Origin of the sequence: Mycolicibacterium palauense (assembly GCF_002592005.1) — a bacterium.
In the GTDB taxonomy this organism is placed as follows: domain Bacteria; phylum Actinomycetota; class Actinomycetes; order Mycobacteriales; family Mycobacteriaceae; genus Mycobacterium; species Mycobacterium palauense.
This window is the reverse complement of the sequence record NZ_NVQF01000112.1, coordinates 1-14,236: the sequence shown is the minus strand read 5'-3', so window position 1 is coordinate 14,236 and position 14,236 is coordinate 1. Positions and strand designations below refer to the sequence as shown.

Annotated in this window: 12 protein-coding genes; 8 read left to right on the top strand and 4 right to left on the bottom strand. The window is 70.5% G+C overall.

Annotation, left to right across the window (positions count from 1 at the left end; translation table 11 throughout):
* Positions 1-1,546: HNH endonuclease signature motif containing protein (locus CSR00_RS27015; protein ID WP_176562288.1), on the bottom strand; the 1,546-nt coding region annotated here is incomplete at its 3' end.
* A 145-nt stretch (positions 1,547-1,691) separates the two neighbouring features.
* On the opposite strand from CSR00_RS27015, the gene CSR00_RS27010 reads away from it, so the two are divergent.
* Entirely contained in the window at positions 1,692-2,852 is a 1,161-nt protein-coding gene (locus tag CSR00_RS27010; protein WP_099025473.1) for an acyl-CoA dehydrogenase family protein, read from the top strand.
* A gap of 8 nt (positions 2,853-2,860) precedes the next feature.
* Complete coding sequence (locus CSR00_RS27005; RefSeq protein WP_099025472.1) at positions 2,861-3,967, top strand: acyl-CoA dehydrogenase family protein; 1,107 nt, start codon at positions 2,861-2,863, stop codon at positions 3,965-3,967.
* 10 nt (positions 3,968-3,977) lie between these two features.
* On the opposite strand, the gene CSR00_RS27000 is transcribed toward CSR00_RS27005, so the two are convergent.
* The gene (locus CSR00_RS27000; RefSeq protein ID WP_099025471.1) at positions 3,978-4,517 is read right to left on the bottom strand and encodes a hypothetical protein; all 540 of its coding nucleotides are present in this window, start codon (positions 4,515-4,517) and stop codon (positions 3,978-3,980) included.
* A gap of 39 nt (positions 4,518-4,556) precedes the next feature.
* Complete coding sequence (locus CSR00_RS26995; protein WP_099025470.1) at positions 4,557-4,817, bottom strand: hypothetical protein; 261 nt, start codon at positions 4,815-4,817, stop codon at positions 4,557-4,559.
* A 386-nt stretch (positions 4,818-5,203) separates the two neighbouring features.
* Between CSR00_RS26995 and CSR00_RS26990 the strand changes: the two genes are divergently transcribed.
* The 4 genes from CSR00_RS26990 to CSR00_RS26975 all read left to right on the top strand — a co-directional run bounded on the left by CSR00_RS26990 (position 5,204) and on the right by CSR00_RS26975 (position 11,673).
* Positions 5,204-8,239, top strand: coding sequence for an ATP-binding protein (locus CSR00_RS26990; protein WP_176562287.1), 3,036 nt, complete (start codon positions 5,204-5,206; stop codon positions 8,237-8,239).
* 145 nt (positions 8,240-8,384) lie between these two features.
* Positions 8,385-10,010, top strand: coding sequence for an L-lactate permease (locus CSR00_RS26985; protein ID WP_099025468.1), 1,626 nt, complete (start codon positions 8,385-8,387; stop codon positions 10,008-10,010).
* 71 nt (positions 10,011-10,081) lie between these two features.
* Entirely contained in the window at positions 10,082-10,804 is a 723-nt protein-coding gene (locus CSR00_RS26980; protein ID WP_099025467.1) for a ZIP family metal transporter, read from the top strand.
* Positions 10,801-11,673: an alpha/beta fold hydrolase gene (locus CSR00_RS26975; RefSeq protein ID WP_099025466.1), complete on the top strand. Its 873-nt coding sequence runs from the start codon at positions 10,801-10,803 to the stop codon at positions 11,671-11,673. Before CSR00_RS26980 ends, CSR00_RS26975 begins: the two co-directional genes overlap by 4 nt.
* On the opposite strand, the gene CSR00_RS26970 is transcribed toward CSR00_RS26975, so the two are convergent.
* The gene (locus CSR00_RS26970; protein WP_099025465.1) at positions 11,670-12,422 is read right to left on the bottom strand and encodes a TolC family protein; all 753 of its coding nucleotides are present in this window, start codon (positions 12,420-12,422) and stop codon (positions 11,670-11,672) included. The two genes, CSR00_RS26975 and CSR00_RS26970, sit on opposite strands and share 4 nt — an antisense overlap.
* Before the next feature lie 316 nt (positions 12,423-12,738).
* Between CSR00_RS26970 and CSR00_RS26965 the strand changes: the two genes are divergently transcribed.
* Positions 12,739-13,983, top strand: coding sequence for a TetR/AcrR family transcriptional regulator (locus tag CSR00_RS26965; RefSeq protein ID WP_099025464.1), 1,245 nt, complete (start codon positions 12,739-12,741; stop codon positions 13,981-13,983).
* Between the two features lie 46 nt (positions 13,984-14,029).
* The coding region (locus CSR00_RS26960) for a transposase (RefSeq protein ID WP_245906149.1) at positions 14,030-14,236 on the top strand (207 nt) is incomplete at its 3' end.

The following is a 14,236-nucleotide window of genomic DNA, read 5'->3' as shown; positions in this document are numbered from 1 at the left end:
CTGAGAGATACACGAGGGGTATCGTCGGCAGCGTCATATGTGTGTAAGAGACAGCTTCGGGGGTGTTGACCCAGCTCATGTAGGGGCTGGTGCTGGGTTTGGTGGTGGTGTTGTGGCCGTGGAACAGGATGCGTAGGCGGCGGGTGTGGTTGCGCCAGCGGCGCAGGTCGATTTCGCGGCGGGCGGCCTGGTTGCGGTAGCGGTGTGCGGCGTTGGCGGGTCGTTGGGTGCACAGCTGGTGGCGGGCGTGCTCGACGCGGGCCTGGTCTTCGGGGCGGCGGCTGGTGCGCAGGTGGGGGAACAGGTCAGCCCCGGCGGGGGTGGTGGTGTAGACCGCGCCGCTGGGGGCGGTCCAGATGATGGTGCCGTCGGGGCGTTGTTCGTCACGCCACCCGTTCGGGCCGCCGAACAGGGTTTTCAGCCGGTGGTGTTCGCGGCAGTAGCAACCCAGATTGCGGCCCACGGTGGGCCCGCCGGCCGCGGGGTCGGCGTGGTTGAACGGGATGGTGTGGTCGATGTCGCAGCGTTCGGCGGGCACGGTGCACCCGGGGAAGCGGCACGTCAGGTCGCGGGCGCGGACGTAGCGGGCCAGCGCGGCCGAGGGCCGGTAGCGCAGCGCGGCCTGCGGGTCACCGTCGGGGTGGGGGTGTTCGACGAGACGGCGGGTGGCGTCACGGGCCAGCTCGCGCACCAATTCGGCGTCGATGACCCCGAACCCGCTCAGATAGCCTGGCTGGTCACTGTGGCCGGTAACGGTGGCCGCGGCGGCGACCACGTTGAGCACCACCGCCGGCGCGGTCGGGGCGGGTTGGCCGGCGGCGGGACACTGAGGGTCCCCGCACCCGCAGGCCAGGGCGCCTCCGTTGAGCAGGGCCACCAGGGCGTCGGCGCGGCGTTGGGCCAGGGTGCGTGGATCCTGGCCGCAGACCGCGGCGGCCGCGGCGGCCAGGCGGCGGTCGATCGCGGCGCCGTCGGTGCCGGCGAGGCTGGCGTGCAGCCGTGCCATGCCGTCACGGTCGGTGTCGACCCGGGCGTGGCGGGCGTCGAAGGCCGACACGCGGCGGGCTTTGGCGGCCTCGGCGTCGAGGGTGGCCACCGCGGTGTCGACGGCGTCGATGATCCGCCGTCGTGACCACGAGCTCCAGGTGTGCAGTTCCTCAGCCAGTACGGCGTCCACGCGGACCACCAGCTGCTCGTCGACCAGGTCGGTGCGCGCGATGATGACCTGCACGGTGGCCCAGTCGACGTGGCCGTCGGCGAACTGGGCGGCGACGGCGGGCAGGCGCACATCCAGGGCCTCGGCCGCGGTGACCAGCCGGCGTGCGGCCGCCGCCGAGAGGTTCAACGCCGCCGCGACCTCGGCGGCCGTCCGCGAAAACGCGGTGATCACCGAACTCATGTCCTGCTCGCGGGCCAGTTCCTCACTGATCCGCCGCTGCAGCAGGTGGGCGACCGCGGCCAGCTTGCGTGCGGTCAACACCGACTCCTGCCGGTGAGCCGCCACCGCCGCGGCAACCACATCACCATCCGACCAATCATCGAACATGTGTTCGAGCATAGGTGTGGGGTCTGACAATTCTTGGGCACGCCCACCCGCTGCGGACGGCGCCTCTGCGACCAGCCCGCACACCCTCCCGACCAACCGGGTGGTTAGTCTGCTATCAGATGCACCGAGGAAGCAGGAGGCCGCCATGCAGTTGGCGCTGACACCCGAGGAAGCCGCCTTCCGCGACGAGCTTCGCACGTTCTACCGGACGAAGATCCCGGCCGAGATCCGCGAGCGCACCCGCTACGCCGCCGAGATCAACCACGACGACATCGTCACCAGCCACAAGATCCTCAACGACCACGGCCTGGCCGTCCCGAACTGGCCGGTGGAGTGGGGCGGCAAGAAGTGGACGCCCACCCAGCAGCAGATCTGGCTCGACGAGATGCAGCTGGCCAGCGTCCCCGAGCCGCTGACGTTCAACACCAACATGGTCGGCCCGGTGATCGCCGAGTTCGGCTCCCCGGAACTCAAGGAACGCTTCCTGCCGCCGACGGCGGCCCTGGACATCTGGTGGTGTCAGGGCTTCTCCGAGCCCGAGGCCGGCTCCGACCTCGCCTCGCTGCGCACCACCGCGCGCCGCGACGGCGACAGCTATGTGGTGAACGGGCAGAAGACCTGGACCACCCTGGGCCAGTACGCCGACTGGATCTTCTGCCTGGTGCGCACCAATCCCGATGCCCCGAAGAAGCAGGCCGGCATCTCGTTTCTGCTCTTCGAGATGGACACCCCGGGCATCACGCTGCGGCCGATCAAACTCGTCGACGGCAGCTACGAGGTCAACGAGGTCTTCTTCGAAGACGTCCGCGTCCCCGCCGACCAGCTCGTCGGCGAGGAGAACCAGGGGTGGACCTACGCGAAATTCCTGCTGGGCAACGAACGCAACGGGATAGCCCAGGTGGGCCGCACCAAGCTGCGGCTGGCCGAGGTCAAGGACCGCGCGACGGCCAGCGGCCTGATCGAGGATCCGCTGTTCGCCGCGCGGCTGGCCGAGGCCGAGAACGACATCCTGGCTCTCGAGCTCACCCAGATGCGGGTGGCCTCGGCGTCCACGGCCGGCAAGCCCAACCCCGCCTCCTCGGTGCTCAAGCTCCGCGGCAGCCAGCTGCAGCAGCTGGCCACCGAACTGCTGATGGAGGTCGCCGGCCCCGACGCCCTGCCCTTCGACGCCGGCAGCGGCATCGCCTCCCCCGAGTGGGCCCAGCACAGCGCACCGCGTTACCTGAACTACCGCAAGACCTCCATCTACGGCGGTAGCAACGAGGTGCAGCGCACCATCATCGCGTCGACCATCCTCGGATTGTGAGGTGAACCATGGACTTTCAACTCAGTGACGAGCAGGTCCTGCTCCGTGACACCACCCGCGACGTGCTGTCGCGCAGCTACGACATCGAGGGCCGACTCCGGGTGCTCGACAGCGATCTGGGGTGGAGCCGCGAGGTGTGGAGCCAGCTGGCCGAGATCGGCATCCTCGGTCTGGGATTCGACGAGGACGCCGGCGGCCAGATCGAGCTCCAGGTGGTGCTCACCGAGATCGGCCGGCGGCTGGCGCCCGAGCCGGTCGTGTACGCCGCGCTGGGCCCGGGTTCCCTGATCGCCGAGGTCGGGACCGCCGGGCAGCGTGCGCTACTCGACGAGGTCGCCGCCGACGAGCGACTCCTGGCCTTCGCGCACGTCGAGCCCGGGATGCGGGCGCCGACCACCGGCGTGACGACGAAGGCTGTCCGCGACGGCGATTCCTGGACGCTGACCGGGCGGAAGAATCCGGTGTTGGCCGGCGACTGCGCGGACACGCTGGTGGTCACTGCGGCGCTGCCCGACGGCGGCACCGGGGTGTTCCTGGTCGACGCGGCCGCGACGGACCGACAGCCCTACCGCACATTCGACGGTCAGCGCGGCGCGCAGATCGACTTCGACGCGACTCCGGCCGAGCCGCTCGGTGCGGCCGCCGACACTTCGGTGGCCATCGGCCACACGCTGGTACGGGTCTCCTCGGCACTGTGCGCCGAGGCGCTCGGGGCGATGGAGGAGGCGCTGCGCCTGACCACCGAATACCTGACGCAGCGCAAGCAGTTCGGGGTCACGCTGAGCACCTTCCAGACCCTGACCCAGCGCGCGGCCGACATGTACGTCTCCCTGGAACTCGCCCGCAGCATGACGCTGTACGCGGCGATGTCGATCGCCGACGGGAACCTCGACCCGACCATCGCGGCGCGCGCCAAGCTGCAGATCGGGCGCTCGGGACGCCACATCAGCCAGGAGGCCGTCCAGATGCACGGCGGAATCGGTGTCACCGCGGAGTATCCGGTCGGGCACTACGCGGCGCGGCTCACCGCCATCGAGCACACCCTGGGCTCCGCGCAAGACCAGCTGCACGTGCTGATGGACCAGCTCGACGGCTACGAGGTGATCACCGTCTGAGGCCCCGGGGCTACATCCCCAGCTGCTGGCCGATCACCGAGGCCTGGCTCTGGCCGTACTGCGTGACGAGGTCGACCGGCACCGGATCGTCGGCCGGCCCGTCGAACTGAACCTCCACCGCCGCAGAGCCTTCGGTGAACAGCAGAACCCCCACCGATTGCGTCCCACCGGGTGACATCCCCGTCACGAACGTTCCGCCGCTGCCCACCGACACCGGCTGGCTGGCCTGACCCAGCACGGTCGGCGCCAGGTCTCCGCGCATCGCGTCGACGGCCCCGGTGGCGTCCTGCGGACTCGGCAGGATCCGGATCGTGGTGACGATCGACCTGGTGCCGTCTCGGTGGTTGAACGCCTGTTGGACGCCCCGCTCACCGTCGGGATCGACCACCGCCGGCACGGGCGCGTACGCCGCCGAATCGGTGATGATGTTCGGATCCACCGGCAGCACCGCGTAATCGGGCGCGGCCACCGCCGTCCCCATGCCCAGGGTGCCCAGGGCACCAAATGTCGTCGCCGCGGCGGCGAGGGCGACGGTGAAGAAGTTCCTCATGTGCGCTGCTCCTGGTTCGCTGTGCTCCATGGGTACCGGTCAGCAGGGGTAGCAGGCCCAGCCACGCCAGCCGTCACGCCAGAACCAGCCCGGCCCGCAGCCCATGGCGCCGGTGAAGCCGATGCAGTCGAGCATCTGCACCTCGGGGCCCGGCTGTGCCGGCTGTGCCGGCTGTGCAGGCTGCGTGGGCTGAGCGACGGTGACATCCGGCCCGACCTGCGCCGCGCCCGCCGCCGGCGCCCCGAGCAGTGAGCCGACGATCATGGTCGCCGCGCCCACCGTGGTGGCGATTCTGCGCATGGATGTCCCCCTCCGGAAAGAGTTCGGTGGTCTAACGAATGCAGAGATTACGCGCAGAATTGACGGCGGGCGCAATAAACGCGCGGGGACGCCGACGCACCGGGTCCGGGCGTGCATTGCGGCCCGGGAACGGGGTCCCGACACGGCCTCGAAGTGCGAAAATGACCCGGTGGGCGACGGCGGCGACAGCGCCGAGCGCGGCGGGGCCGGCGAGAGCTCCTCGATCGAGGAGCTTCTCGATCGGGCGGTCGAGGCGATCAACCGCGGCGACCGGGTCGCCGCGGAGGCACTGGCCACCGAGGTGCTGGCCGCGGACGGCGAGCACCTCGAAGGCCGGGGACCTGCTGACCCCGCCGGCGGACGGCGGTCAGATCCGCCGCCTGACGATGCTCTACGCCGAACTGGCGGACTCGATGGAGCTGTCCGCACGAATGCGGGCCGAGCCCTACGCCCGTCTGATGATCGACTTTCGCGACCTCGTCGTGGGCGCCGTCGACCGGTTCGGAGGTCATATCGGCTCCCCGGTCGGCGCCAGCATGTTGGCCGTGTTCGGTCACCCGACGGCCCACGAGGACGACGCACGCCGTGCGGTGGCGGCAGCACTGCGGATCAGCCACGACGCGGCGAGCCGCACGGCCGGCGCCGGCGCGGATTCACCCATCCGGGTCCGGATCGGATTGCATCGCGGGCTGGTCTATCTCGACACCAACCAGGACGACGTCTACGGTCTCGGCGCCAACGTGGTCGCCCGGGTGGCCGGGCTGGCTCCGCCGGACGGTGTCGTGCTCTCCGACTCCCTGGCCCCGTTGGTGCGCAACCACTTCGACCTCGTCGAGTGTGTCCCCGCACGCGTCAAGGGAATCGGGGCGCCGATTCGACACCACCGTGTCCGCAACGAGCGTTCCGCGCCCGCCCGTTCGCCGCGCGGCCCGCTAGTCGGCCGTCGGCACGAAGTCGGCCGGCTCGCGCGGGCATGGGCACAAGCGGAGGCCGGACACGCCCCCTGCCCGGGACTGGTGCTGCGCGCCGAGGCCGGCCTCGGAAAATCGCGCCTGGCCGCCGAGGCCGCGGACCTGGCGGCACGTTCCGGTGCGGCCGTGCTGGAAATCGCCGGGTCCTCCGCGCACGCCACCGCAGGCCTGCATCCGATCCGCAGAATGCTGCTGCAGCACTGCGACATCGGGCGCTCGACCTCCGACTCCGAACGCCTGCGGAGACTGCGCGCGACGGTGTGCGAGCGCGGACTCGACCCCGACACGTCGATCCCACTGTTGGCGCCGGTCCTCGGGATCGCGGCCGCGGCGGGCTACCAACCGGCCGCCGCCGAGGGCCCGAGACTGCACGCGATGATCATCGGGGCCATCCGGGACTACCTGCGCGCCTGCACCGGCGACCGCACCGGGTTGATCGTGGCCGAGGATGCGCACTGGTTCGACCCCTCCACACTGGAGCTCCTCGCGTCCCTGCTCGACGATCCGGACCACCGGGTACTGGTGCTGATCACCGGGCGCCCCGGGGCCTGGCTGTCCCCGCAGTGGCCCGTGACCGTCCTCGACCTCGCGCCGCTGAACGCCACGGAGTCCGAGGCCCTGGTCGGCGAGCTCGATCCCGGGCTGTCAACCTCGCAGCGGGAGGAAGTCGCGGCACGCTGCGACGGCGTGCCGTTCTACATCGAGCAGGTCGTCAGCGGTATGTCGGAAACCGGTGTGCCCGACGGACTCTACGAGCCCCTGCTGGCCCGGCTACGGGCCGGCACCGATGTCGTTCCCGTGGTCGAGGCCGCCGCGCTGATCGGGCGTCAGCTGGATCGCGACCTGCTCCAGACCGTCGCCGACCTCACCGAGGAGCGGTTCACCGAGGCGCTGGACGAGCTCGTCGACGCCCGCGTCCTCGAGCCGTCGCGGGGCGGAGGCTGGCACTTCCGCCATGAGCTGCTGCGCGAACTCGCCGAGGAGTTGGCACCGCCGAGCATCCGTCGGCGGTTGCACGCGAGAATCGCCACGGCCCTGACCGGCGGCCGTGCCGGCGAACCCCAGTGGCCGGCGGTTGCCAACCACTATGAGCGGGCCGAGAACCCCGCCGAGGCGGCCGCCGCATTCCGGAAGGCGGCCACCCAGGCGCGGCGGCGGGGCGCGCTGCAGGAAGCGCGCGATCACCTGACGCGCGCCCTCACCAACACCACGCGGCAACCGGTGGGCCGTTTTCGCGACCTGGCCGAGATGGGTACGCGACTGGAACGCGGCTTCCTGGCCAGCGCCGGCGAGGGCCCGCTGAACGCCACCACCGCAACCGACTTCGAGCGGTGTCTTCAGCTGGTCGGCACCGAACTGCACGACGAGGTGTTCAGCACGCTGGCCGCCCTGGGGGGCTACTACTTCGCCATCGGCGACCTACCGCGCTCCAACCGGGTGTGGGAGCCGCTGTGGATACGCCTCGGCGAGGGCCGCGAGTACTTTCGCCCGATCCTCGGCGTCACCACGGGCATCGCCGCCTGGATGGCCGGGGACTTCGCCTCGGGTCGCGACCAGATCCTCTCGGCAACTAAGGAATTCGCGATCACGGGAACACGTTCGGTGGAGCAGTTGTGGTTCAATCCGACGGATTCGATCACGATGGCCCACGGCATCCTCGCACTCGACCGGATCGCCGCCGGCGACCTGCCGGGTGCCGAGGACCACCTACTGCGGTCCGCGCGGCGTGCCGACGAACTCACCTTTCCCCAGGGACCGTTCAGCCTCGGATTCGCCCGCTTCTTCGAAACGTGGGTCCGGCTCGAGGCGGGCCAGCTCGATCACGCCGCGGCGGTGACCGGCGAACTGCTCGCCCACGCCGAGCAGTTCAACTTCGAGGTCTGGACGCTGTGGGGCCACGCCCTGCGCACCGTCGTCGAGGCCACGACCGCGCTCACGGCCGGCCCGGCCTCCCCGGCGCTGGCAGAGCACGCGTCCCGGCTGGCCGAGGCCGTGGATCTGCTGCACACCACCGGCCTGAGAGTCTTCCTGCCGCTGTTCGAGGCGGCGGCGGCCCGACTGCTCACCGCGGCACGCGAACCGGAGCTGGCGGGCACCCGGCTGGATCGGGCGCTGAGGGCGTCCGGCACCGCGGGGATGACGTTCTACGACGCCGAGCTGCTGCGGCTGCGGGCGCACACGGCCACATCCGACCCCGGCGCCGACCTGTCGGCCGCGGCCGCGTTGGCCAGGCGCCAGGGCGCAGCGCTCTTCGAGTTGCGCGCGGTTCTCGATGCCTTCGACGGCCACATCCCTCTCGATACCCCTCTCGATACCCCTCTCGACAGCCCTCTCGACACGGCCGACCTGGCTGTGGCGCTGACGACGGCGCTGGACCGGCTTCCCGCCGGCTGTTCGCTGCCCGAGGTGAGCCGGTCCCGAGCCCGGGAACGCCCACCCGAAGACGGTTAGCCCTCGACGGGAGCCACGAACGTCCCCGGGGCCGAGGTACCGTCGCCATCCGGTCTCGGCGCGCCCCGGCACCACGGCGGCCCTACTGTTGATCCGTGGCTGCCCGCACCCGCCGACACCGGGGCCCGATCACGAGAGCCCGCCGGTGACGCCGCTGCAATGGCTGACCGCCCTGATGCCCGTGCTGTCGGTGGCGGTGCTGCTGGTCGCGTTGCGGCTGCCCGCCTCGCGGGCCATGCCTCTGGCGCTGGTGATCACGCTGGTGCTGACGCTGACCGTCTGGCGGGTACCGGCCCGCACGGTCTCGGCGGCGCTGCTGGAGGGCCTGGTGATCGGCGGCGGTGTGCTGTTCATCGTGCTGGGTGCGCTGGCCCTGCTCGAGGTGATGCGCGCCAGCGGCGGCCTGGACGCGATTCGCCGGGAATTCCAACGTGTTTCGCACGATTCTCGCATCCAGGTGCTGTTGATCGCCTGGCTTTTCGTGGCGTTCATCGAGGGCGCGGCGGGCTTCGGCACACCGGCACCGGTGGCCGCGCCCCTACTCGTCGCGCTGGGGTTCCCGCCCCTGTCCGCGGCGGCGCTGACGCTCATCGGCGACTCCAGCCCGGTCACCTTCGGCGCGGTGGGCACGCCCCTGATCGTCGGCATCGGACAAGGCCTGGACCTCAACCCGACCGACCCGGAGACCTCGCGCACCCTGCTGGAGGTGGCGCTGATCGCCACCGGCCTGGATCTGGTCATAGGGTTGGTGATCCCGATCAGCCTGCTGGTGCTGCTCACCCGCGTGTTCGCCACCGTCAAGACGCCCGGAGCCACCCGCGAGGCGCTGCCCCTGACCGTGTTCGCCGCGCTGGCCTACACGGTCCCGGCCTTCGCCTGGACGTGGTTGCTCGGCAATGTCGAGTTCGGCGCGATCCTGGGCGGCATCACGGGAATGGCGCTGCTGGTGATCGCGGTCCGCAGGAATGTGCTGGTGCCGAAGCGGACCTGGACCGTCGAACGCGGCTATCTGGCCGACGACGGCTCGGAGATCCCGGTGCCCGGCCCGAGGGCCATGCCCGTGTGGCGGGTGTGGGCGCCGTACCTGCTTCTGGTGGCGCTGCTGCTGATCACCCGGCTCATCGACCCCGTCAAGGAGCGGCTGCTGTCGGTGAACCTGGTCGCCGACGACATCCTGTCCACCGGCATCCGCGCGTCGTGGCAGCCGCTGTACTCCCCCGGCGCGATCTTCCTGGTGGTGGCCGCGACGACGGTGGTGCTGCACCGGGTCCGCGGCCCCACCCTGGGCACGGCGGTCACCCGCACCGGCACCGCGGTCCTGGGCACCGGCATCACGCTGGCCGCAGCGGTGCCGCTGGTGCGGGTGTTCCTGAATTCCGCGGGCAACGACGCCGGGCTGGGGGCCATGCCCGTCGAACTGGCCAACGCCGGCGCGTCCGCCCTCGGCACGTTCTGGCCGCTGTTCGCCCCGGTGGTCGGCGCGCTGGGATCCTTCATCTCGGGCAGCGCGACCTTCAGCCACCTGATGTTCGCTCAGCTGCAGGTCGACGTCGCCACCGGTATCGGCGCCCCACCCGGTGTCGTGCTGGCCCAACAGGTCGGCGGCGCCAACGCCGGCAACATGGTCTGCGTCGCCAACGTGGTGGCGGTCGCCGGGGTCACCGGCCAGCTCGGCCGGGAGGGCGCGGTGATCTCACGGACGGTGGTGCCGATGCTGATCTACGTCGGCGGTTTTTCCGTGTTGGGTTTTCTGCTCGTCCAGCTCCTCTAGCGGCGCCCGATGCGCAAGGCTGGAGGTCCGACGGTAGGTGGCGGCACGGCACGGAGGTTCCCATCAGCACAATGACGACGGCGGCCTCGCTGGTCGTCTTCCCGGTCCTGGCCGGCGCGATCGGCGGCGTGATCGCCGTGGTGCGCACCCCGTCGGCGGCGGTGGTCGGTGGCGTACAGCACCTGGCGGCGGGCATCGTGATGGCCGCCGTCGCCGGTGAGGTGCTCCCGGAACTGCGCGACGCCGGGCCGCTGTGGCTGATCGCCGTCGGTTTCTTCGCCGCGGTGGCACTGCTGTTGGCGCTGAGCCGCTTCGAGGGCCACGGGCCCGACGGCGAGGGTGCGGGCACCGCGGCCGGGGCGATACCCGTGGGATTTCTGGTGGTCGTCGGTGTCGACCTGTTCATCGACGGGTTGCTGGTCGGTGCCAGCGCCGCGGTGTCGGAGGCGACCGCGATCATCATCACCGTGGCGCTGACCGCCGAGGTGCTGTTCCTGGGCCTGGCCGTGGCGCTGCAACTGACCCGCTCGGGCATGGGCCGCGCGGTCGCGGCGGCGGTCACGGCCGGGCTGAGCCTGCTGGTGGCCGCGGGCGCGCTGCTGGGCGCGGCACTGCTGGCCGATGCCGGCCCCCGCATCCTGACCGTGGTGCTGGCCTTCGCCGCGGCGGCGCTGCTGTGGCTGGTCGTGGAGGAACTTCTGGTCGAGGCCCACGAGGTGCCGCACCGACCGTGGATGGCGGCGATGTTCTTCATCGGTTTCCTGGCGCTGTTCAGCCTGGAGGGCATGGGGTGAGCCAGCCCCGCCCGGGCGAAACGGTCTGCGGTGACGGCACGGTGATCCGGCACCTGGAGGCCGGCGCCGGCCCGCCCGTCGTGCTGCTGCCCGGATGGTCGCAGACGGCGCAGGGGTTCGTTGCGCAACTGGAGTCACTGTCCGGTTCCTGGCGGGTGCTGGCGGTCGACCACCGCGGACACGGCCGTTCCTCGACGCCGCCGGCCGGCTACCACCTGCATCGGTTGGCCGCCGACCTGCGTGAGGTGCTCACCGCCCGGCACCTGGACGACGTACACCTGGTGGGGCACTCCATGGGGGCCGCGGTGATCTGGTCCTATCTCGAGCTGTTCGGCACCGAACGGCTGCGGTCGCTGACACTGGTCGACCAGATGCCCTGCGCCCTGAGGCGCCCGGGGTGGAGCGACGGGGAGGCCGCGGAGGCCGGGGCGACGATGGACGCCGCCGGGTTGTTCGCCTTCACCGACCTGTTGTACGGCGACGGCCCGGACCCGCGCGCGGATTTCCTCTCCGACGTGGTCTCCCCCGGACTGTCGCCCACCCACCTGGCGGAGCTGACCACCCAGAGCGCCACCTTCGACCGTGGCCACGCCGCCGACCTGATCTTCGACGTGGCCACCCACGACTGGCGCGCGCTGATTCCACGGATCGAGCTGCCGACCCTGGTGGTCGCCGGCGACTCGGTCAACGTCCCGATCACATCGCAGCGCTGGATACACCGGCAGATCCGCGGCTCGCGGTGGGCGTGCGTACCCGGGGTCCGCGGTGGTACGCACTTTCCGTTCCTGGAGAGTCCCGCGGACTTCGACGCGGCGCTGGCGGCGTTCCTGCGTGCCGTGGGCCCCGGCCCGGCCGAAGGCCGGCGCTAGGAGCGATCCCCGCGCTTGGACGTGCGGTGGTTCTTCACCACGTGCCTGACCGACTTGGCGGTCTCCTTGTGGACGGACTTGATCGAGGCGCGGGCGGTCTTGATGTCCGCCCTGTTGGATGCGGTGTCGGCCTTGGCGGTCTTGACCGCATCCGAAATCTCCGCGGCGGCATCGGCGGGCTCGATGTCACCGTCCCTGGCGCTGGCGACGATGCCCTTGACCTCGTCGGCCGTGTCCCGGCGGATCTCCCTGGTGGACTGCACCCCGGACGTGATCGTCTCCTTCTCGGCCGCGAGCTGCGCACGGGCCGGTTCCACGATGGCGGCGATCTCCTGCACGACCTCTCCGCGGTCGGCCCTGACCACCTCGCCGATGTCCGCAGCGGCGTCCCGCTTGGTCGCCCGGATCTCGGTGTGATCGGCGGCGATCATCTCCCGCGCCGAGGTGACCTCGGCGCGGGAGTCCGCCACGACGGCCTCGACCGCGTCGCGGTCGGTGTTCGGGCCGTCGAGCAGCCCGCGCACCTCGGTGGCCGCCGCCAGGCGGATGTCGTGGATCTCGACGTGCCCGGATGTGATGTCGGCGCGCAGGACCGAGATATCGGCCTGCGCCCCTTCGATGATGTCGCGGATCTGGCCGGCGGCGTCGGTGGGCAGGACCACCAGGGCGGCCGGTGTTGCGATCGCGGCGCTGGCCCCCAGGGCGGCGATGCCGGCCAGAAGGGGCGAACCAACAAATGTAAAAGCCATGACTTCCCTTTCTTTCGGCGCGGTTGTCGCGCAGAGGGAAACGTAGCTGTAAATGGACGCAACAATAGCCGCACGGACGCAGTTATCGTGTTAATTTCCCGGCATTTTCGCTCACACCCGCCAAACACGAGAACCGCTATGGACCGGGCCCTTCCGATCCCTAACACCGAATAAACAACGCCGCGACTAGTCTGCAGTGAGCCCGAAGATTCGACAAATGGAAACAATTCACCGCCGGTTGCCGCTCCGGTTGCCGTATTGGGTGATTCCGCCGGACGGACCGCCGCGGTACACCTCCTGGGTTACCGTGAGCGGCATGACCACAGCCCGTCGGCCCGGGCCGGACGCACCGCGGCGTCGCCCCAAGGACCGCAAGGCGCAGATAGCGAAGGCGTCGGCCGACGCTTTCAGCGCCATGGGCTATCACGGGGTGAGCATGGAGGACATCGCCTCCCGCGTCGGCATCACGGCCGCGGCGCTGTACCGGCATTCGTCGAGCAAGTACGAACTGTTCCGGGACGCCGTACTCACGTTGGGCCAGCATCTCGTGGACTGCACCGCGATCGCCGAGGACATCACCGATCCGCAGGCACGGTTGGACGCGCTGGTCGACCGCCTGACCGAGACCGCGATCGCCTACCGGACACCCGGCGGCCTGTACCGCTGGGAGGGCCGGTACCTGCGCGACGACGATCAGGCCGCGTTGATGGACCAGATCAAGCTGGTCAACCGGCGGCTGCAGCAGCCGCTGGCCCAGCTGCGTCCGGAGCTGACGTCGCGGGAGCGCTGGACGCTGTCCTCGGCGGCGCTGAGCGTCATCGGCAGCGTGGCCGACCACCGCGCCCAGCTCGCCGTCCCCGAGATCGCGCGGGTGCTGTCCGGCCTGGCCTCCGACGTGCTGGCCACCACCCTGCCCACCGGGCCGCTCGACGACGAAACCTTCACGCTGCCCGCCGATTCCACCCGGGCGGGCAAGTACGAGGCGCTGTTGCACGAGTCGTTGGTGCTGTTCAACAAGCAGGGCTTCCGGGAGACGAGCATGGAGGACATCGCGGCGGCGGTCGGCATCCAGCCGTCCGGCATCTACCGGTACTTCCCCAGCAAGGGCGACATTCTGGCGGCCTCCTACCGGCGTGCCGCCGACCGGGTGTCCGGTGACCTGGCGGGAATCCTGGCCGAGACGACCGACCCCGAGCAGGCGCTCGTGCGACTCATCGACGCCTATGTCGCGCGCTCGTTCCGCGATCCCGAGCTGGCCTACGTCTACTACACCGAGCGGGTCAACCTGCCGCCGGTCGACCGCGTCGCGCTGCGCAACATCCAACGCTCGACGGTGGAGTCCTGGGCCGGCCTGGTGGCGGCGGCCCGCAGCGACTTCACCCCCGCCCACGCCCGTTTCGCGGTCCATGCCGCGCTGGCGCTGGTGGTCGATCTGGGCCGACTGGTGCAGTACGACGACACCGAGTACTCACGGTACTCACGGGCGTGCGTGCGGCGCCTGATGCAGACCGCGCTGCTGGACAAGACGGCGGTTCCCCGGCTCGCCTCGCCACCGGGCTAGGGCGTGTCTGCTTAATGTGAATGGTGTTGTGCTTGATGCTGTTCAGGTGATCCGGGCTGATGTGATTTCTGATGATTTGTGGTCGTTGATCGAGCCGTTGATGCCCTCGGGGCGGCGGCGCGGTCGTCCCTGGAATGATCATCGGCGCACGTTGGAAGGCATTATCTGGCGTTATCGCACCGGATCTCCGTGGCGTGATCTGCCCGAGCAGTTCGGTGCTTGGCAGTCGGTGGCCGAACGGCATCTGCGCTGG